Consider the following 21,999-nt stretch of genomic DNA (forward strand, 5'->3'; position numbering starts at 1 on the left):
TTTTAATCTACATAACTAATAAATACATTTCCTGCGCTTTCAAAGACCTGAGATGCATTGTCTGTCGACATCTTGGTGTATTGATCGGTATCGGAATGATAAACGATGATATTGGCGGCATCATAGCCAATGATCAGCAGGGCGGCGTCATCCCCGGTTCTCGCATAGACCGGCGTTCCCTGACTGACATAATACAATGCTTGGCTCAAGGTACATCCGGTCAGGTCTAAGACCAGTTTATCCTTGAGGGAAGTCTGCAATACGGACATTGGTGTTTCGCCTCGGTCTAAAAGAGCGTGTACTTCGCCGCTGATGCCTTCGCTTTGCAGGATGGCGCTGATACAGCCGGCGGATGTGCTTGCCTTTCGGTCGGATGCGCTGGCTTCAATGTCGTTGAAAGCGTTGACGTAGGATTTCTTGCCACGGTTCCAGATATAGCGCTGCTGGTTGTCAACGACCAGTCCCATATCCGCATCTGCAGCCATAATGGCTTTGTTCAGGTTCTGCGTTGTCAGAGTAACACGGTTGCCGACATACACAAAGTAGGTTTCCTGTTCCTCGGTCGTAGAAATAGAAATGCTCTTGGTGTCGTTGATGGTCGCCAGGCTTGCATCCCCGGCTGCCAGACTATGGATAGACTGTCCATCTTCCAGATCTGCCATGACATAGGTTGTAGCCAGCCCCTGCGTATCGCTGGCAGTCTTTACCAGGGATACCGTCTTATTCTGCTCGCCTGCAGTATCTTTTATAGTATCCTGGGTGGTTGTCACATATGTGCCATCCTGTTTTGTTACGCGATCCAGATAAAGGGTATAGGAGGACTTGGTCGCACCGGTCACATAGATACCGTCCTTGGCATATTCTTTTAACTGTGTGAAATTGTCACTGGACGTATCGATGATCTCGACTTTTGCCATTGGATAGACGGCACTTCCGGCTGCATCTGTTGAAATATCACTTTCGTTTGCAATCCCATATACAAAATCTTCTGTCATAAATGCCAGTGGCTTGATCTTGGTTCCCTTGGCAGCATCGATCGTGCGTACTTTTTCTGTTTCCAGATCCATGATGGAGATCTGGTCTGCTACATCATTTTCTGTCATCCATGCTACATAACGGCCGGAGGAAGACACGGCATACTGGTCGGATTTCAGGTTTGTGATCAGTTCCTTGGTGGACAGGTCATCCAGACCGACTTTGGCAAGGGTGCCGCCCATCATGATATAAAAGTCACCATCAGCATTTTCGTAAAGCAGATCACTGAAATCTGCGTTTAAGATCTGATAAGAATGTGTGGTCGCAATAAATACCTGTTCAATGGCTTCCTGCTTGATGCTGTCATAATGGTAGAGATCAATGCCGCTTTCGCCTTCGTGTTGACCGCGGTTCATATAGCCGTAAACAACAAAGTCCATATTTCCGGTCTCATCAATATTTAAGATGCGGATATCGTGTTGTCCGTAACTTTGTCTGGCATCTGTCGGATCATCAATAAAGCCATAGACTTTGGTAAAGGTCTGCTTGTTCTGGTTGTATTCAAAGAGTTGACCGGACTGCACAAAACTAACGATCGTGCCGGTCTCATTGGACAGGTACCCGGTAGTATCACTGGTCACGCCGACCGATAAGATATTGCCGCTCACGTTCACAGATGCCGTATCGATGATCTGCTCCATGCTTCGCTGATAATCCAGCAGGTAGATCTGCTGGTCGGTATAGCGGACTTTATAATATTCTTCTACCTTATAATAATTGGTCGCGCCGTCAGCCTCCTCAGCCATCTGGTAGGTATAGACAAGGGAAGCGTAGGTGTCGTTGATGTCGGTAAAGGATACCAGCGGATCGCCCACCTGTTTGCCTGCAAATCCACGCCAGCCGATCTGATCGATGGAAGAATTGATATTGACGTTACCCAGATCGTTTTTGTCTGTATAGTCTGCTGGCTCTATATAAGATGCCAGGAGTTCGTATTGGTCGCTCATGGACACGTTATGGAAACTATCGGTAAATTCCAGACATTTCTTGGCGTAGGTCTCCTCAGGCAGCGTGATACGGGTATAATAGTAAAGATCATCACTCTTACAGTGTAATTTTAGGATAAAGAGGTATTCCTGCCCCTCATCCACCAGATTTTCAATCTGTAAAGATTTGGTCCAGGTATTGCCATCCTTGTTCCAATCGGAAACCTTGGTGTCTGCGATCTTGCGCTGGGTATCTAGACTGCGCACTTCATAGGAGACGCTGTCCACATCATAGCCATAGGTGTTGATGGTCAGATCCATTTTTCGCTTGGAGTCAAGCGGAATCAGGGCATCACGCATATAGCAGGCGTCCATCTGGGTACGGTAGCCATGCAGTTCCCCCATGGTGTGATCGTAAGTCTGCACACCAACAAGAGGAAGTGTAGCTTCTGCCATCGTGACCTTTTTTTCTTCCTCGCCCAAATTCAGGAGGATCTGGAAAACGACCAGTGCTCCTGTAAATATAAGAAATAATACCAACAATCTATGACGAATCCATTTTGGTATACCTTTTTCTCTAAAATTTAATTTCATAATTCCTTATCCCTATTTTATGCTCTATGACCCGGGGGCCAATGTTCTAGTTTCGCTGGCTTCCTTGCAAATGACAAGCCAACATGCTATAATTTTATCACTCTTTGCGAAATGTGTCTTGTTCGATTTTGGACTTTCACATTTTTGTCACATTTTTAACTATACTTAAAAGATGTGACGCAAAAGAGTATTTTTGTTTGGAGGCAATATGAAAGCAGTATTTTCAAAAATCGGAGGTTTCTTTAAATCTCTTGGCAATAAGTGGTCGGCAGTCAAGTCCAGGATACCGACACCGAAATTCGTACAAAAGATCCGTGAAAACGAGCGGTTGCAAAAGATAAACGATTGGTTGAACCGCTATTCTCTGATCGAGCACATCCCATTATCTTTGATCATGTGTTTTGTCATGGAATGGTTGTCTCGTCACTCTTTTATAGAAGCGTGGGGATTTGTCACTAATCATACCGGAGCCTATCTGTATAACTCCTATCTGATCTTTGTGTGTTATTCTCTATGTTACCTTATCAGCAGACAGACCTTTATGCGTATGTGTATCAGTGCCGTATTTGTTGCACTGGGTATCACCAACTGCATTATCCTGCTCAACCGTGTAACACCATTTGGATTTACGGATATTTCCATGATCGGTGATCTGCTTACCATGCAGAATACCAATTATTTTACCTCGCAGCAGGCAGCCATTTCGGTAGTAGCACTTTTATTATATACACTTTGGATGGTCCGCATCTTTATCAAAGGCAAAAAGTTAAAGCCGCGTTTTCCGTATTGGGTCAAATTGCTCTTTATCGTGGGATGTTTTGCCAGTGTTCCGGTGACGACTTCTACTTTGCAGGGACAGGGCGTACTTTCCTGTTATTTTGGTAACTTAGCACAGGGCTATCTGGATTATGGATATCTGTATGGATTTTCTACCAGTATCTTCAATCGTGGTATGTCCGAGCCTAAGAATTATGATCAGGAGTCCATTTCTGCGATCGTAGACGAGACCAATCAGGGCGCATCCACGATCAAGGAAGAAGACCGACCGAATATCGTCGTTATCCTTCTGGAGTCTTTCTTTGATGTCAGTGAGGCAAACTTTATCGAGACTTCCGAGGACCCGATCCCATATGTGCATTATCTGGAACAGAATTTCTCGACCGGGCATCTGACAGTGCCAGTTGTTGGTGCCGGCACCTGCAATTCCGAGTTTGAAGTTCTGACCGGTATGTCCTGCCGCTTCTTTGGACCTGGTGAATATCCGCAAAAGACGATCTTAAAGAAGACAGACTGTGAAAGTTTTGCAGGCGATCTGCGCAACCTTGGTTACAGCAGCCATGTCGTACACAATAACGGTGGTAATTTCTACAGCCGTGCCAATGCCTTTTCCATGATGGGCTTTGACACTTTCCAGAGTAAGGAAATGTTGGATATTACCGATTATACACCGCTGGGCTCCTGGCCGACCGATGATATCTTAACACCTGCCACCACAGAGGCAATGGACTCTACCGAGGGACCGGATTTCGTCTATACCATTACCGTAGAGGCGCATGGTGATTATCCGACCTACAAGGTCATTGAAAATCCTGCCATTGGTGTTACCTGCGAGGGTAAAACCCAGGAACAGACCTATGCTTGGGAATATTACATCAACCAGATTCACAACGTAGATGAATTTATCCAGTCCTATATCGAGGAACTGAGTAAACGTGATGAAGATACATTGGTCATCATGTTTGGCGATCATCTGCCGACCATGGGATTGACTGAGAGCGAAGTGGCTACCGGAGATCTTTTCCAGACCAAATATTTCACCTGGAACAACTTTGGCATGTCAAAAGAGGATCAGGATCTGACTTCTTATCAGTTGGTTTCTGAATATCTCAATCGTCTGGGTATCCATGAAGGTACCATGACCAATTATCATCAGAGCAAGATAGCAGCAGGTGTCAAAGCCGGAACACCGGAATATATGACAGATCTGGAAGCCCTGCAGTATGATATCTTATACGGAAAGCGCTACGCTTATAACGGCGAGGATAAATATCCTGCCACCGATCTGGAAATGGGTGTATCTGATGTTGTGATCGACCGTGCATACTTCTTTGACGGCAAGTTGCACATTTATGGTTCCAACTTTAGCAAGTGGAGTAAAGTCTATGTCAATGGAGAAAAGGTTACGACCAATTACGAGAGTGGGCAGTGCCTGACGATCAAGGCATCTGCGGTACAAAATGGCGATACCATCACGGTATGCCAGGTAGGATCCAGCAATACAATCTTCCGTGAATCCAATGAGTTCACGGTCGTAGATCCGAATTATGTATCCGATACGCCGGGAAGCGCAGAGCAGCCGGATGAGGATGATCTGGAAGCAGACGATGAATCTTCACAGAATTAAAGAATATAAATGCAGACAAAAAGAAGGCATCCCATATCCGGGATGCCTTCTTTATTTGCCTTATAAGGACGAATCTTACAGTTCGCCATTGTTGTATTTGTTTACGACCTTGTGGATACGCTCGTATGGATCTAACAATCCGGAGATAGAGCAGTCATGGTTCAAAGTATCAATGATATAAGCGATGTACTTGCTCATATCGCAGTTGATATAGTAAGGACGGCTCAAAAGTTCCGGTGTCTGATAGGTCAGGTTTGTAGTTACAACACGATAGATGATGCCTTTTTCTACGGCTTCATCGAATTTCTCCAGACCATTGGTGAAAAGACCAAAGGTTGCCACAACGAAGATTCTCTTTGCTTTACGCTTCTTTAATTCGGTTGCTACATCGATCATACTCTCGCCGGAAGAGATCATATCATCAACGATGATGACGTCCTTTCCTTCTACGGAAGATCCCAGGAATTCATGAGCAACGATTGGGTTACGTCCGTCTACGATCATGCTGTAATCACGTCTCTTGTAGAACATGCCCATATCTACACCAAGCACGCCAGCCATGTAAACGGCACGGTTGGTACCACCTTCATCCGGGCTGATGATCATTAGGTGGTCGTTGTCGATCTGGATATCCTTGACGTTCTTTAAGATGTTCTTGATAAACTGGTATGCAGGCTGTACTGTCTCAAATCCATGAAGCGGGATAGCGTTCTGCACACGAGGATCATGTGCATCAAAGGTAATGATATTGTCAACACCCATGTTGATCAGTTCCTGCAATGCGATAGCACAGTCGAGGGACTCACGGGAAGAACGCTTATGCTGACGACTCTCATAGAGGAATGGCATGATAACGGTAATTCTCTTTGCCTTACCTTCGATAGCAGCGATGATACGCTTTAAGTCAGAATAGTGATCATCCGGTGACATGTGATTGGTCTGACCACAGAGAGAATAGGTCAGGCTGTAGTTGGTTACATCAACGATCAAAAAGATGTCCAGTCCACGGACAGACTGTAAGATGGAACCCTTGGCCTCGCCGGAACCGAATCTCGGAACAGCAGCCTTTACAATGTAAGAATCACTCTTGTATCCGGCAAGTGTGATGTGATCGTAATGCTCAGCATCGCGATCCTGTCTCCAATTCACCAGGTAATTGTTGACTTTGGCACCGAGTTCCTTACAACTCTCCAGTGGGATGATACCCAAAGTACCTACAGGTGTGCTTTCTTTTAAGCAGATTTCTTCGTTTGGCATGAATCTTTTACTCCTTTGTTTGTTATGATTTATTGGATAATTTTTTCTTGATGCGAATATCGTCACCAAAAAGTTTACAAGGTTGATAATTGCTGAAAATGCGGGAAGATGTACGTTCTGAGTAGATCTCACGCAGTTGTTTCATGGAAAGATTGGTGGAGATCACAGTGGATTTGCCACGCAATAGTCTCTCATTTAAACATAGGAATAACTGGGATGTCGTAAAGGAATTGGAAAATTCCGTACCCAGATCGTCAATGATCAGCAAGTCACATTGGAATATTTGCTCATGAGCCTCCATTGCGTCTTCATCTTTCTGGAAGACATCTTTTTCAAAGATATCGAAAAACTGGAAGGCTGTAAAATAAATCACAGAATGTCCCTGATCTAACAGAGACTTAGCGATACAGTTGGAAAGAAAGGTCTTGCCTGTCCCCGTATCGCCATACAGAAGTAGACTACCACCTTCTGTAGAAAAATTCTGCACAAAATTTTGTGCTGTTTCATAAGCATCCTTAGCAAAATCCAAAGAAGACCGCCCGGACTTGGCATCTACGATGTCTTTGGAGTAGTAGTCGAAAGAGAAAACGTCGAAGTTCTCCTGGTCTAAAATGTCGTCTAAATGAGACTGGGAATAGACCAGATCAATGGATGCCTGCACAAAACAGCGACAGCGTTTGCCATCCACAAAGCCGGTATCCTGACAAAGCGGACAATCATATGGCGGTGTCAGATAATCCAGAGGATATCCATGCTCTTGGATAAGAGTTTCACGCTGCTTGCGGATATCGCCTAACTTCTCCTTGAGGGCGGCAGAGCCGGCAGCATCGCCATTTAAAAGCCTGTCTATGCTCTCAACCGATAAGCGGCTGACATCATCATCCAATCGGGACAATTCCGGAACTGCCCGGTAGAGTTCTTCTTCACGCTGTATCACGATCTGGTGATTGCGCATTTGTTTATTGTTGTATTCCCGCATGAGCGAGTCATATTGTGCATTGGTCAGTGCCATGGATCATCCTTCTACTTTCGCAGTAATTGTTGTTCTAATGCTTCGTAATAGTCGTCATCATATTGACGCTGTTCAAAATTGTGGAAGCGGTTGGTCTTGGTGCGTGCGACCGGAGCGGAAGCCACCTTTGCCTGCTTGGCGGAAGCGAATGCCTCGTCTAAGCGGGCGATGTCATCCAACTGGCGGATGCCCTTTTTGCTCCAACTGCCCAGAATGGAGTCGGCGTATTCAAAATTGACTTTGCCGGTGTTGCGGATCGTGCGCTCACAGGCTTCGCGGATGATATCCAGCGAAAAGCCGTAAGAACTTGTCCATTTGTTGATAAAAGCAGTCTCGCGCTCGGTCAGATTACGACCGGAAATACCAAAAGCTTTCATGATCGCATAGTAAGACTGTGAATGGATATTGGTGGAATCCTTGGCTTCCTGCAAAGAGGAGATCCCACTTTCCTTCCAATTCAGGGCAACCTTGTTCATATAATGGAAGTTTGGATGTCCCTTCTCTACACAGCATTCCACAAGATACTCGATCATATCAACCGGAAAATGCAATTCTTCTGCCCAAAAGAGGATTTTTTCTACTTCGGTCAGGTTGAGCGGATGTCCGACATAACGCTCTGAGATATAGAGGAGTTCGGCAACATCATCCTGCTTTTTGAAAGCGGCGATCTGACGTGGCGAATAGTGGCGTGGCTCGTCCGGTGGGATCTGCAAAGCCTTTTCCTCTGTCTTAGGCTGATGCACATTTAGGTCTGCCGCAGACTTGTCCTGTCTGTCAGAAGGAAGCAGCATCATCTTGATGGTGGCAGAGGACTCTGTAGGCGCAGGATCCTTATGCTCATCCTGTCCCGGTTCTAAAAGACAGATGCCTGTCAGTTGATTGGCATCGTTGTATTCTAATTGCAATAAATGCATCTGTTCCCAATAGGAAAGTCCGCGGCGGATGTCATTTTCCGTGTAGTGGAACTTGTCCGCCATGGCAGAAGGATTAAAGTGTCTGTCACCGGAGGAAAGTACCCGAAGCAGGTAAAGATAGATCTTTACGAACTCGCCGCTGGCATCCGGCATAAAACAATCTATAAATGTATTTGACACACAAGTGGATTGATGACTTGTGGCAACATGTATCTGTATGTCTGTCATATCATAACCTCTCTTCATTAGCAATCAGAATTATAGCATATAAAATATGGGTTGAGAAGAAAAAAGTAATCCACAAATCCAGTAAAATCAAGGGCTGGCGGGAACTTGACTTTTGTGGATAAGTACAAAAAGAGCGGGCTTAAGGGCATAAATAATCCACAATTCTGTGGGGATAACTTACCCACAAAAATTGTGGATTATGTGGATAACTCTTATTTTAAGAGGTCTTCTCCAATATTTACAACGTTTCCGGCACCCATAGTTATCAACAAATCGCCGTTCATACATTTTTCTCTTAAAAAGTCCTCGATCTCCGCAAAAGAAGGGAAGTAATAGGCTTCTACCTGTTTTTCTTCCAGCAGGCGCAGGATATCCTTGGAACTTACGCCGTAAATGTCCTGCTCTCTTGCAGCATAGATATCAGCCAGTACGACTACATCTGCAAGGGAAAGTGCATCTGCAAAATCAGATAAGAATGCCTTGGTACGTGTATAGGTATGCGGCTGGAATACGCAGATGATACGCTCGTGCGGATAGTTCTGCGCTGCACTCAAAGATGCGCGGATCTCTGTCGGATGATGTGCATAGTCGTCAATGACGGTCGCTCCATGGAATTTGCCCTTGTACTGGAAACGACGATCAGCACCACCGAAACGATGCAGTCCTTCTGCAATCTGCTCCCAAGGAAGATCCATATCCTGACAAAGCGCGATGCAGGAAAGGGCATTGCCGACATTGTGCAGACCCGGAACGGAAAGGGCCACGCGAGGAAGATCCTCGCCCTTGTGTACTGGTGTAAAAGTGGCACAACCCAGTTCATTATAAGTAATGTCCTTTGGATAATAATCACAGGCATCGGTAAAGCCAAAGGTGATGACCTGGCAGGAAAGACCTTCTGTGATCTCCTGATAGTCCGGAATCTCACCGTTGATGATCAAAGCACCGTCTGCCTTGGTATTGCCTGCAAACTTGTGGAAAGAGGAACGCACATCTGCCAGATCTTTGAAGAAATCCAGATGTTCTGCTTCTATATTTAAAATAATGCTGTATTTCGGGAAGAAAGAGTGGTAACTGTTGGTGTACTCGCATGCCTCTGTGATAAAGAGGTCAGAGTTGCCAACATGGATGTTGCTGCCGATCGCCTTTAGGATACCGCCGACAGAGATCGTAGGATCTTCCTGTCCGCACAGGAGTACCTGACTGATCATAGAGGTCGTTGTTGTCTTGCCATGGGTTCCGGCAACCGCGATCGAGCGGGCATAGTGAGCCATGATCTGTCCGAGCAACTGCGCGCGTGTCAGCATAGGCACGTCTAATTCCTTGGCGCGGATAAACTCCGGATTGTCCGGATGGATGGCAGCCGTGTAGACGATGATCCTGGTATCGTCCGGGATATTGGCAGCCGCCTGCGGATAAGCGATCTGTGCGCCCAGTTCTGTCAGATGCTGAGTTAGAGGAGACTCCTTGCTGTCAGAACCGGATACACGAAAGCCCTCTTTTAAAAGGATCTCTGCAAGTCCGCTCATGCTGATACCGCCGATACCGATAAAGTGTACTGAAGTTGGTTTTGAAAAATCTATTGTATACATAATTTTGACCGTCCGTTTTCTTTGATTTCTTATTTATATTGCTCTTATATTATAACTTTCTCTCTTTAATTTGCAACAACCTATCATTTTTTTGACAGGATCAACATATTTTAGGAGAGATATATGGAATGATGTTCCTGTAATTGTATAAATTATCCAAAAAATTTCAGAAAATTACAAGAATTTAGGAATATTGTTGCAGAAAAAATAGTCAATATGCTATACTTTATATACAAATTACACCTGTAGTTTAGGGAAGGCTATAAAGTGAGCTGACAGACATGAGGAAAGACGTGAGGTGACAGACTATGATTCGCAAAGAGATGATTGCCATGCTTCTGGCAGGTGGACAAGGAAGCAGATTAGGAGTGCTGACTTCTGACGTGGCAAAACCTGCGGTGTCCTTTGGGGGGAAGTACCGCATAATTGATTTTCCGCTGAGTAATTGTATCAATTCGGGGATTGATACCGTTGGTGTTTTGACCCAGTACCAGCCGTTGGTGCTGAATTCACATATCGGTATCGGTATTCCGTGGGATCTGGATCGTAACAATGGTGGCGTGGCAGTGCTGCCGCCATATGAGAGGAGCGATACGAGTGAATGGTACACAGGAACGGCAAATGCCATTTACCAGAACCTCAAATACATGGAGCGTTACAATCCGGAATATGTTCTGATCTTATCCGGCGATCATATTTACAAGATGGATTATGAGGCTATGCTGGATTTCCACAAGCAAAAGAATGCGGATGTGACGATCGCAGCCATACCGGTTCCTATGGAGGAGGCAAGCCGCTTTGGAGTTGTCTTGACGGACGAGGATAAGCAGATCACAGAGTTTGAGGAAAAGCCGGAGCATCCGAGAAGCAATCTGGCATCTATGGGTATCTACATATTTAGTTGGCCGGTCTTACGGGATTCTTTGATCGCCATGAAAGATCAGTGCAACTGTGATTTTGGCAAGCACATCATTCCTTATTGTCATGAGGGCGGCAAGCGACTGTTTGCATATGAATTTAATGATTATTGGAAAGATGTCGGAACACTTGGATCTTATTGGGAAGCCAATATGGAATTGATCGATCTGATCCCGGAGTTCAACTTATATGAAGAATATTGGAAGATCTACACCAAGCAGGACATCATCGAGCCACAGTATATTGCAAAGGATGCAGTGGTGGAACGCTCGATCATCGGTGCAGGAGCGCAGATTTACGGACAGGTATCCAACTGTGTGCTTGGTGCCGGCGTTACCGTAGAAGAGGGAGCCGTGTTAAAGGATTCCATCATCATGAAAAATACCTATATCGGTAAGGACGCCTATGTGGAAAAGGCGATCATCGCAGAGAACTGTACAATCGGTGAGGGCGATGAGATCGGTGTGGGAGAAGAAGCCGAGAGCAAGTTAAATGCAAAGATCTATGCCTTTGGACTGGCGACGATCGGGGAGCATTCTGTGATTCCGCCGCATGTAAAGATCGGAAAGAATACAGCCATCAAGGGTAAGACAACAATGGACGATTATCCGGACGCAGCACTTCCAAGCGGCGGATACATCATTAAGGCAGGTGAAACATCATGAAAGCATTAGGAATTATTTTAGCGGGCGGCAATAGCAGCAGAATGCAGAACCTTTCAGAAAAGAGAGCCATTTCTGCAATGTCGGTAGCATGCAGTTATCGCTGTATTGATTTTGTACTCAGTAACATGACCAATTCCAACATTCAGACGGTGGCAGTCCTGAGCCAGTATAATGCCCGGTCTTTGAATGAGCATCTCAATTCCTCTAAGTGGTGGAATTTTGGTAGAAAACAGGGAGGGCTTTTCCTCTTTACACCGACCGTCACCTCAGACAACTCTTGGTGGTATCGCGGCACGGCAGATGCTATGTGGCAGAATATTGATTTCCTCAAGAAACGCCATGAGCCATATGTAGTCATCGCCAGCGGTGATTGTGTATCCAAGATGGATTTCAATGAGATCCTGGAATATCACATCGCAAAGCAGTCAGACATTACCGTTGTCTGTGCAAAACTGCCGGAGTGGGAAGATCCAAAGCGTTTCGGCCTGGTCAAGTTGGATATGGAAGGCAGGATCATGGAGTTTGACGAAAAGCCTATGGTTGCAGACTCCGATATCGTATCTACCGGTGTTTATGTGATCCGCCGCAGAACCCTGATCGAGTTGTTAGAGCAGAGCAATGAGGAGGGACGTTACAATTTCGTTACCGATGTCTTGATCCGCCAGAAGGGCTTGAAAAAGATCTATGGATACATGCTGGACGGTTATTGGAGCAATATCGCATCTGTGGAGAGTTACTATCGCACCAATATGGACTTTTTGAAAAAGGATATCCGCGATTACTTCTTCCATCAGGAACCGCAGATCTACTCCAAGGCATATGATCTGCCGCCAGCCAAATACAATGCAGGCTCCAAGGTCAGCAACAGTCTGATCGCGAGTGGCTGTATCATTAATAGTACAGTGGAGGATTCCGTACTGTTCAAGAAAGTCTTTGTGGGCAACAACAGTGTCATCAAGAACTCCATCATTATGAATGGAGCCTATATCGGTGACAATGTATATATTGAGAATTGTATTGTGGAGAGTTCGGAGACCCTGCTGAGTGGCAGCAAGTATGTCGGTGAAGGTCAGATCAGGATCGTTTCCGAAAAGAAAAAACGTTACGAAGCACACCAGGCAAATGGGGAGGGGTAAGATATGCAGATTACAGATGTACGAATTCGTAAGATTGAAAAAGAAGGCAAGATGAAGGCTGTGGTATCCATTACGATTGACGAGGAATTTGTGATCCATGATATCAAGATCATTGAGGGCGAAAAAGGCATGTTTATCGCCATGCCAAGCCGCAAGACAGCTGAGGGCGAGTACAAAGACATTGCCCATCCGATCAAGTCCTCTACGAGAGAACTGATCCAGAATCTGATCTTGCAAAAGTACAACGAGGAGTTGTTACATAGCGAAGCAGTATAGAAGATCCGCATAGGAATGTATATGGGGATGAACGCAGGTCGAGGGCAGCCTTGACCTGCGTTTTTGTATTTTTGTCATCTTGCAATTTTTGGCACGGTCAGCTAAATTGTATATCAGTAGAAATCACGTTATCAGGCAGGAAATGAGGATGATCGTATGTATGTAATAGTTGGATTGGGAAATCCGGGAGATAAATATGCAAGAACCAGACATAATGTTGGCTTTGATGTCATAGACTTATTGGCAGAACAGAATGGTATTTCTGTGACGGAACGAAAACACAAAGCTCTGATCGGAAAGGGCAGGATCGCAGGACAGGCGGTCATTCTGGTCAAACCGCAGACCTTTATGAATTTAAGTGGCGAGAGTGTGGGCGATATCCTGCATTTTTACAAGTTGGATCCGGCACAGGATCTGATCGTGATCTCAGATGATGTGGCACTGGATCCGGGAGCCTTGCGTATCCGCAAAAAAGGAAGTGCGGGCGGTCACAACGGCTTGAAGAATATCATCGCCCACTGTCATACCGAGGAATTTATGCGCGTGCGCATCGGTGTAGGCAAATTGCCGCCAAACGGAGATATGATCGCACATGTGCTGGGGCGTTTTGCACCGGAGGACAGACGTCTGGTGGAATTGTCCTATGAGCGCGCGGCGCAGGCGATCGACTGTATCTTGTCGGAAGACGTGGATAAGGCGATGAGCCGCTATAATGGAAAAGTGGAAGTATCATGAAAACATTTTTAAAACCTTTTGAGGAGATGCCGCAGATCGAGGAACTGCGGGAACATCTAAAAAAAGATAAACGCATCTACGAGGTATCGGGGCTGATCGACAGTCTGAAACCGCATCTGATCTATGGCATCGGTTATGATGTGCCGATCAAACTGATCGTTACCTTTGACGAGATGCGGGCAAAGCAGATCTATGAGGGTTATCAGTTTTTTGATGAAAACACTCTGTATTATCCGGCAAGAGATCTGCTCTTTTATCAGTCGGACATTCACAGCAACGCTCTTACCAGAGAGCGTCTTTCTGTCGTACAGGCACTCATTGAGCATAGACCGGTCACGGTCGTAACGACTATGGATGCCCTGATGAACCGTGTGCCGCCCCTTTCCTCTTATGAACGGGGCATTTTTACCATTGATCTGGAAGAGACGGTGGATCTGGATGAAATGCGAAAGAAACTGGTCATGCTGGGCTATGAAAATGTGACCCAGGTGGAACATCCGGGAGAGTTTGCCGTGCGTGGAGGGATCGTGGATATCTTTCCTTTGACAGAAGAACATCCCATCCGTATGGAGTTGTGGGGCGATGAGATCGATTCGCTCCGTTATTTTGATGTCGCAACGCAAAAGTCCATCGACTCCGTAGAACATGTGACGGTCTATCCGGCGATGGAACTTGTGCTGACCCAGGAGGAGATCGAGACCGGTTTAAAGCGTATGGAGGCGGATGCGGAAGAAATGTATCAGAAGTATCGCAGTCAGATGCGCACGGAAGAAGCACACCGGATCAAGACTGGTGTGGAACAACTGGCGACCGAGACCAGAGAATGGGGACTGGGGCTTGGTCTGGAGACACATCTGAATTACTTTGTCAGCCAGACGGAAAGTCTGCTTTCCTATTTTCCGCCGGAGACTCTGGTCTTTTTAGATGAACTGGTGCATCTGGACGAAAAGGGAAAGGTTATTGAACAGGAGTTTTCGGACAGTATGACCAGCCGTCTGGAAAAGGGCTACTGCCTGCCGGGACAACTGGAAATGCTGCTGACTACCAAGAGCGTCTTTGCTATGCTGCAAAAACATCCGGGTGTGGTCTTGTCAACTTTGGATAGCCGCGAGGGACTGCTTTCCATTGCAGGGCATACCGGCGTGCGTGCGGTCTCTGTGGGCGCCTACAACAATCAGTTTGAACTTCTGGTCAAAGACCTGAAAAGATTTAAAGACCGCAAATACCGTATCCTTTTGCTCAGCCCATCGCGGACCCGTGGTAATCATCTGGCAGAAAACCTCATGGATCAGGATCTGAATGCCTTTTTCTCGGAAGACTACGACCATGAAATCTATCCGGGTGAGATTATGGTATCTGTGGGAAATCTGGCGCGGGGCTATGAGTTCCCGGAGTCATCTTTTGTCATTTTGTCGGAGCAGGACATTTTTGGCAGCAGGGCACGACGGAAAAAGAAGAAAACCCGCAAATATGAGGGGGAACAGATCGCCGGTCTGTCAGATCTGACGATTGGGGACTATGTTGTTCATGAAAATCATGGCTTGGGTATCTATCAGGGATTTGAAAAGATCGAAGTGGATAAGGTCGTCAAGGATTATATCAAGATTTCTTATGCCAAGGGCGGCAATCTCTATATTCCGGCGACCCAGTTGGATGCTATTCAAAAATACGGCAGCCAGGATGGCAAAAAGCCAAAATTAAATACACTGGGAACCCAGGACTGGGTCAACACTAAAAATCGTGTGCGTGCAGCAGTCGGCGTGGTTGCCAAGGAATTGGTGGATCTTTATGCCCTGCGCGAGCAGAATCAGGGCTATGTCTATGGACCGGATACCGTCTGGCAGCAGGAATTTGAGGAAACTTTCCCTTACGAGGAGACTGACGGACAGTTGGAGGCGATCGCGGCAGTCAAGCAGGACATGATGAGCAGCAAGATCATGGACCGCCTGATCTGTGGGGACGTCGGCTATGGCAAGACGGAGATCGCTATCCGTGCAGCCTTTAAGGCAGTGCAGGACGGCAAGCAGGTCGTTTATCTGGTGCCGACGACCATCCTGGCGCAGCAGCATTACAATACCTTTTTAAAGCGTATGTCCCACTATCCGGTCAATATTGGACTGCTTTGCCGCTTTGTCGGTGCAGCAGAACAGAAAAAGACGATCGAAGGTCTAAAGACCGGACAGATCGATATTGTCATCGGAACCCACCGCCTGCTCTCCAAAGATGTTTCCTATAAGGATCTGGGACTTTTGATCATTGACGAGGAACAGCGTTTTGGTGTCAACCACAAAGAGCAGATCAAGCAGATGAAAAAGACGGTCGACGTGCTCTCCTTATCAGCGACACCGATACCGCGAACCTTGCATATGAGCCTGATCGGCATCCGGGATATGAGTGTCTTGGAAGAGGCACCTATGGAGCGCCAGCCCATCCAGACTTTTGTTTTTGAATACAATGAAGAAATGATCCGGGAAGCCATCGTCCGTGAAATGGCGCGTGGCGGGCAGGTCTACTATGTCTTTAACCGGGTAAAGCAGATCGCGGATGTTGCGGCAAAGATCGAAGAACTGGTGCCGGAAGCCAATGTGGCATATGCGCATGGCAAGATGACGGAGAGCCGTCTGGAAAAGATCATGTATGGCTTTATCAATCAGGAGATCGATGTTCTGGTATCAACGACTATCATAGAGATCGGGTTGGATATTTCCAATGTCAATACTATTATCATCCATGATGCCGACCAGTTGGGACTGTCCCAGTTGTATCAGCTGCGCGGTCGTGTGGGAAGAAGTAATCGCAGTGCCTATGCATTTTTGATGTATAAAAGGGACAAAATGTTAAAAGAAGTGGCAGAGAAACGTCTGGCTGCCATCAAGGAATTTACGGATCTGGGAAGCGGCTTCAAGATCGCTATGCGGGATCTGGAGATCCGCGGGGCAGGCAACCTTCTGGGACAGGAACAGCACGGACACATGGCGGCGGTCGGCTATGACCTCTACTGTAAGATGCTGGGCGAGGCTGTGAAAAAAGAAAAAGGCGGCATGGTGGAGGAGCACTTTGACACGACGATCGATCTGGATATCGATGCCTATCTGCCGGAGACTTATGTTGCCAGTGAGGAACAGCGCCTGGATCTTTATAAGAGGATCGCACTCATCGATTCCGAGGAAGGACGCGATGAGATGTTAGATGAGTTGATCGACCGTTTCGGAGAACCATCCCGGTCTGTGCAAAACCTTTTGTTTATTGCCATGCTCCGTATGGAGGCTCACAAGGCATTTGTCACAGACATTGTACAAAGACCGGAGGAGATCGTTTTTACCCTCTTTGAACGCGCGGCGATCGATGCCAGCGGGATCCCGGCAGTCATTGAGAAGAATAAACCTTATGTGACCTTTACGGCGGATGCCAAACATCCGGCTTTCCATTATTTTTACAAGAAAAATTCAAGGATCAAGCCCAAGGATCTGCCGGATCTGGTCATGACATTTGTAAAAGAATTGCAGGGCTTGGCATTAAATCAAAAATCGGAGAATTAGGCGACACAAAATATTCAAAGGTTTAGAGGTTGCCCCTTACCTGCAAAATGGCTATAATAGCAAGGTAAGCCGAAAACAAGGAGATAAAGTCAGTATGAAAAAAAGAAATATTCTTGTTGCTGCAATGACGTTGACGCTTGCGGGAGCGACCCTGCTTTCCGGATGCGGTCTGAATGCAGATGCAACACTTGTAAATATCAATAAAGGAGAGGACAGCATATCATTGGGTTACGGCAATTTCGTTGCCAGATATACACAGTCCTTGTATGATGCCACATATTTACAGTATATGGGTACGGATATGTGGACAAAGGAAGATGATGGCACGACGCTTGAGGATAACGTCAAGAAAAATGTCATGAAGTCCATGAAGGAAGATTACCTCTTGGAACAGCATGCCTCTGATTATGATGTGACCCTTTCCGATGATGAGAAAAAGTCCATCAAAAAGGCAGCTAAGGCATTTATCAAGAACAATTCGGAAGATACACTGGACGCTATGACGGCGACCGAGGAGATCGTAGAAAAGTATCTGACTAATCAGACGATCGCATCCAAGGTATCCGAAGCCATCAAGGAGTCGGCAGATGTGACAGTGACCGAGGAGGAGGCTGCACAGCGCACGATCACTTATGCTTATTTCGGATCCGTGACTTATAAAGATTCCTCTGGCAATACCGGATATTATACCGATGACCAGAAAAAGGAATTAAAGGCAAAGGCAGAAGCCCTTACGACTTCAACCGATCTGGAGACAGACGGTGAGGCAGCGGGCGCGACCATCAAGACAGCATCCTACGGAAAGGATGACACTTCTTTGGATGAAGCCGTGATCGCAGCCGCAGATGCTCTTTCCGAGGGACAGATCTCATCTGTTGTAGATGTAGGAAACGATGGTTACTATGTCATCCGCTTAGATAGCGCGTATGATGAAGAAGCAACCCAAAAAGCGATGACAACGCTTGAGGAGAAAAAGCGCAGTGACTATTTAGAGTCTGTCTTGAAGGGCTGGAAAAAGGAAATTACCTGGACGACCGATAAGAAGCAATGGAAGAAAGTACAGTTCGATACTTTCTTTGAAAAGGTAACGGCAGCAGACACAACGGCAGAATAATGACAGGCAAAAGCAAGGCGCAGTCCTTGCTTTTGCTTTTTTTGAAGTAAGGGATAGAAAATGAAGTTCTTGGGAAAATATTTAAAAGATTATAAAAAAGAAAGTATATTTGCACCGCTCTTTAAGATGCTGGAGGCAATTTTTGAACTCCTGGTTCCGCTGGTAATGGCATCCATTATCGACGTAGGAATCGCAAACCGGGATAGGGACTATGTGATCCATATGTGCCTGCTTTTGATCTTGTTTGCCATCTTGGGCCTGGCATTTGCCATCACGGCACAGTATTTTGCGGCAAAAGCAGCCATCTACACGGCTTCTAAGATGCGTGCAGATCTTTTTCACCGCATCATGGATATGTCAGCGGCAAGCCATGGCAGTGTGGGAACATCGGCACTTACAACACGTATCACATCGGATATCAACCAGATACAGAGTGGTATCAATATGTTCCTGCGTCTTTTCCTGCGCTCTCCGTTTATCGTGTTTGGTGCGATGATCATGGCACTGATCGTTGATGTCAAGTCGACCCTGATCTTTGTGATCGTGATCGCCCTCTTAGGGCTGGTCGTCTATGGTATCACCAAGTCGACCCTGCCGATCTTTAGCCGGATCCAAAAGAAGATGGAACGCGTCTTTTTGGCAGTCGGTGAAAACTTAGAGGGAGCCCGTGTGATCCGTGCCTTTGGTAATCAGGATCAGCAGAAGCAGGCATTTGGGACGCAGACAGAAGACCTGTATGCCGACCAGATGCGTGCCGGCAAGGTTTCTGCACTTCTGAACCCGATCACCTATGTGATCGTCAATCTTGGTGTTGTGGCAGTCATATGGTTTGGCTCTACCCAGGTCGATATGGGGATCCTTGCCAAGGGACAGGTCGTAGCACTTGTCAACTACATGTCACAGATTTTGGTAGAACTGATCAAATTGGCAAACCTGATCGTGGTACTTATGCGTGCCTACGCTTCGGTTACCAGAGTGGAGCAGATCATGGAAATGCCATATGATGAGCGGACTTATGTGACAGAGACACAAAAGGCGTCGGAGGCGGATGCAGTATCTTATGAGCAGGTATCCTTTGCTTATCCACAGGCGGGCGAGATGGCGATCCGGGATATTGATTTTAAGGTGCCGGATCATGGAACCGTTGGTATCATCGGCGGCACCGGCTCCGGTAAGTCTACCGTTTTGCACCTGCTCAACCATATGTATGATGCCAGCAAGGGAAAAGTATTGATCTACGGCAAGGATGTACGCAGTTACAAGGAAAAAGAACTGACAAAGATCGTAGGTCTGGTACCGCAGCGCGGTGTGCTTTTCCATGGAAGCATCCGGGACAATATCCGTTTCGGACGGGAGGATATTACAGATGATATGATCGCGACAGCCGTCCATGCAGCCCAGGCAGACAACGTCATCGAAAGCAAAGAGCATGGTCTGGATGAGGAGATCCTACAGGATGCCAGAAATCTTTCCGGCGGACAGAGACAGAGACTGACGATTGCCAGAGCCCTGGCGGGACAGCCGAAGATCCTGGTCCTGGACGATTCGGCTTCTGCACTGGATGTGGCAACGGACGCAGCACTGCGCAAGGCGATCCGCGGGCTGCCTTGGCATCCGACGACCTTTATCGTATCGCAGCGTGCTTCCTCTGTGATGGAAGCGGATCAGATCTTAGTCATGGAAGATGGCTGTATCGTAGGCAAGGGCAAACACGAAGACCTGCTGCGGGACAATGCCATTTATCAGGAAATATACTATTCACAGTTTCCAAAAGACGAAAAAGAGCAAAACTCGTAAGAGGAAGGGTCAGCAATCATGAGTACAAAAAATGAAATCAAACAATCTCAAGTAATCAAACGTGTTCTGGTGGAATTAAAGACCTACCGTTTACAGATCGTTCTCAGCCTGATCTGTGCGGTACTGACAGTCATCTTCACCCTGCTGGTTCCGGTACTTACGGGAAAGGCGGTCGATTGTATGATCGGCAGCGGGCAGATCCAATGGGATGGACTGTATCAGATTTTAGAAAAGATGGCACTGGCGATCGTGGGTACTTGCTTTTTCCAGTGGCTTATGAACCGTATCAATAATTACATTACCTATGACATTACAAAAAACATGCGGCAAAAGGCTTTCAAGAAGATGTTAGTCATGCCGATCAAAAATATTGATTCCCATTCCCATGGTGATTATATGAGTCGTATCGCTACGGATGCGGATGTCTTTTCCGATGGTCTTTTGATGGGATTTACCCAGTTGTTTACCGGTGTACTGACCATTCTGGGAACGATCTTTTTTATGGTGCGTGTCAGCTTGCCGATCGCATTGGTAGTTATTGTCCTGACTCCGGTATCCCTTCTGGTGGCAAAGTTTGTCGCAAGCAGGACTTATGCTATGTTCCAGTTGCAGGCGAAGCACCGCGGCGAACAGACTGCATATGCAGATGAAATGATCGAAAACCAGTCGGTTGTATCTGCTTTTTCTTATAATGAGAAGGCAAAAGAGGAATTTGATGTCTTGAATGACCGCCTGGCAGACAGTTCCTTAAAGGCGACTTTTTATTCTTCCATCACCAACCCGACAACACGTTTTGTCAACAGTCTGATCTACAGTGGTGTGGGTGTCGCAGGTGCCATTCTTGCGATCTTCGGCGGCATCACGGTCGGTGGACTGACCAGTTTCTTAGGCTATGCAAGCCAGTATGCCAAGCCTTTCAATGAAATCTCCGGCGTTGTCACGGAATTACAGAACGCCATTGCCTGCGCGGCACGTATTTTTGAGATCATTGATGCACCGGCAGTGGAGGAGAGCCGGGTAAATCATCTGTCAGATGTGGAAGGAAAGATCGTATTTGAGGATGTGGCGTTTTCCTATGATCCGAGCAAACCGCTCATTGAGCACTTAAATCTGACCGTAGAGCCGGGACAGCGTATTGCTATTGTCGGACCGACCGGAAGCGGTAAGACGACGCTTATCAACCTGCTTATGCGCTTCTATGATACGACACATGGCAAGATCACCATTGATGGTGTCGATATCCGGTCTATTCCGCGTGCCAACCTGCGTGAAAAATTCGGCATGGTTTTACAGGAGACCTGGCTGAAAGAGGGCACTATCCGGGAAAACCTTTTGTTTGCCAACCCGGATGCGACAGAAGAAGAGATGGTGCAGGCAGCCAGAACTTCCCATGCGCATGAATTTATCAAACGTTTGCCAAATGGGTATGATACTTATATCAAGGGCGATGACGGCAGTCTTTCGCAGGGAGAAAGGCAACTTCTTTGTATTGCCCGCCTGATGCTGGCATTGCCGCCTATGCTGATCTTGGATGAGGCGACATCTTCCATTGATACGCGTACGGAGATGAAGATACAGGAGGCTTTCCAGACCATGATGGAAGGCAGAACAACCTTTGTCGTAGCACACAGACTTTCCACGATCCGCGAAGCAGATGTGATCCTCTATATGCAGGACGGTAAGGTCTTAGAACAGGGAAATCATCAGGAATTGTTGGAGAAGAACGGATATTATGCGAAATTGTATCGCAGTCAGTTTGTATGTGGCAAATAGATTGACTTTTTCAAGTGACGCAAGATTTACTGGTGCATATGATGTAGTATGTGCTATAATGTCTTTTATCAATGGGTAAATATAGGC

14 protein-coding genes are annotated in these 21,999 nt (G+C 46.6%); 9 read left to right on the forward strand and 5 right to left on the reverse strand.

Features of this window, described 5'->3' with window-relative positions:
* Positions 1-2 precede the first annotated feature (2 nt).
* On the reverse strand, positions 3-2,555 hold the full coding sequence (locus tag DW183_RS07920) for a hypothetical protein (protein WP_118281462.1): 2,553 nt from the start codon (positions 2,553-2,555) through the stop codon (positions 3-5).
* A 208-nt stretch (positions 2,556-2,763) separates the two neighbouring features.
* Here DW183_RS07920 and DW183_RS07925 point away from each other — a divergent pair, with 208 nt between their 5' ends.
* Positions 2,764-4,959 carry an LTA synthase family protein gene (locus DW183_RS07925; protein ID WP_118281463.1) on the forward strand — a complete coding sequence of 732 codons (2,196 nt, stop codon included), beginning with the start codon at positions 2,764-2,766 and terminating at the stop codon, positions 4,957-4,959.
* Positions 4,960-5,034: 75 nt separating this feature from the next.
* Here DW183_RS07925 and DW183_RS07930 read toward each other — a convergent pair whose 3' ends face one another.
* The 4 genes from DW183_RS07930 to murC all read right to left on the reverse strand — a co-directional run bounded on the left by DW183_RS07930 (position 5,035) and on the right by murC (position 9,959).
* Positions 5,035-6,216, reverse strand: coding sequence for a ribose-phosphate pyrophosphokinase (locus tag DW183_RS07930; RefSeq protein ID WP_118281464.1), 1,182 nt, complete (start codon positions 6,214-6,216; stop codon positions 5,035-5,037).
* A gap of 22 nt (positions 6,217-6,238) precedes the next feature.
* Positions 6,239-7,228 (reverse strand): ATP-binding protein, encoded by a 990-nt coding sequence (locus DW183_RS07935; RefSeq protein ID WP_118281465.1) that lies wholly within the window; start codon positions 7,226-7,228, stop codon positions 6,239-6,241.
* A gap of 11 nt (positions 7,229-7,239) precedes the next feature.
* A complete protein-coding gene (locus tag DW183_RS07940) occupies positions 7,240-8,370 on the reverse strand; it encodes a DnaD domain protein (RefSeq protein ID WP_158573041.1) in 1,131 nt (376 codons plus the stop codon).
* Positions 8,371-8,582: 212 nt separating this feature from the next.
* A complete protein-coding gene (murC, locus tag DW183_RS07945; protein ID WP_118281467.1) occupies positions 8,583-9,959 on the reverse strand; it encodes a UDP-N-acetylmuramate--L-alanine ligase in 1,377 nt (458 codons plus the stop codon).
* A gap of 308 nt (positions 9,960-10,267) precedes the next feature.
* Here murC and DW183_RS07950 point away from each other — a divergent pair, with 308 nt between their 5' ends.
* The 8 genes from DW183_RS07950 to DW183_RS07985 all read left to right on the forward strand — a co-directional run bounded on the left by DW183_RS07950 (position 10,268) and on the right by DW183_RS07985 (position 21,912).
* On the forward strand, positions 10,268-11,542 hold the full coding sequence (locus DW183_RS07950; RefSeq protein ID WP_118281468.1) for a glucose-1-phosphate adenylyltransferase: 1,275 nt from the start codon (positions 10,268-10,270) through the stop codon (positions 11,540-11,542).
* A complete protein-coding gene (gene glgD, locus DW183_RS07955) occupies positions 11,539-12,678 on the forward strand; it encodes a glucose-1-phosphate adenylyltransferase subunit GlgD (protein WP_118281469.1) in 1,140 nt (379 codons plus the stop codon). Before DW183_RS07950 ends, glgD begins: the two co-directional genes overlap by 4 nt.
* A gap of 3 nt (positions 12,679-12,681) precedes the next feature.
* Positions 12,682-12,954 carry a septation regulator SpoVG gene (spoVG, locus tag DW183_RS07960; RefSeq protein ID WP_118281470.1) on the forward strand — a complete coding sequence of 91 codons (273 nt, stop codon included), beginning with the start codon at positions 12,682-12,684 and terminating at the stop codon, positions 12,952-12,954.
* Positions 12,955-13,110: 156 nt separating this feature from the next.
* The gene (gene pth / locus DW183_RS07965; protein WP_118281471.1) at positions 13,111-13,689 is read left to right on the forward strand and encodes an aminoacyl-tRNA hydrolase; all 579 of its coding nucleotides are present in this window, start codon (positions 13,111-13,113) and stop codon (positions 13,687-13,689) included.
* Complete coding sequence (gene mfd / locus DW183_RS07970; protein WP_118281472.1) at positions 13,686-17,228, forward strand: transcription-repair coupling factor; 3,543 nt, start codon at positions 13,686-13,688, stop codon at positions 17,226-17,228. The genes pth and mfd overlap by 4 nt, the downstream gene beginning before the upstream one ends.
* Positions 17,229-17,322: 94 nt before the next feature.
* Positions 17,323-18,342, forward strand: coding sequence for a peptidyl-prolyl cis-trans isomerase (locus DW183_RS07975; protein WP_118281473.1), 1,020 nt, complete (start codon positions 17,323-17,325; stop codon positions 18,340-18,342).
* A 60-nt stretch (positions 18,343-18,402) separates the two neighbouring features.
* Complete coding sequence (locus DW183_RS07980) at positions 18,403-20,139, forward strand: ABC transporter ATP-binding protein (RefSeq protein ID WP_118281474.1); 1,737 nt, start codon at positions 18,403-18,405, stop codon at positions 20,137-20,139.
* A gap of 18 nt (positions 20,140-20,157) precedes the next feature.
* Positions 20,158-21,912, forward strand: a complete 1,755-nt coding sequence (locus tag DW183_RS07985; RefSeq protein ID WP_118281475.1) for an ABC transporter ATP-binding protein — start codon at positions 20,158-20,160, stop codon at positions 21,910-21,912.
* Positions 21,913-21,999 lie beyond the last annotated feature (87 nt).

This window comes from Roseburia sp. AM16-25 (genome assembly GCF_003473825.1).
In the GTDB taxonomy this organism is placed as follows: domain Bacteria; phylum Bacillota; class Clostridia; order Lachnospirales; family Lachnospiraceae; genus Pararoseburia; species Pararoseburia lenta.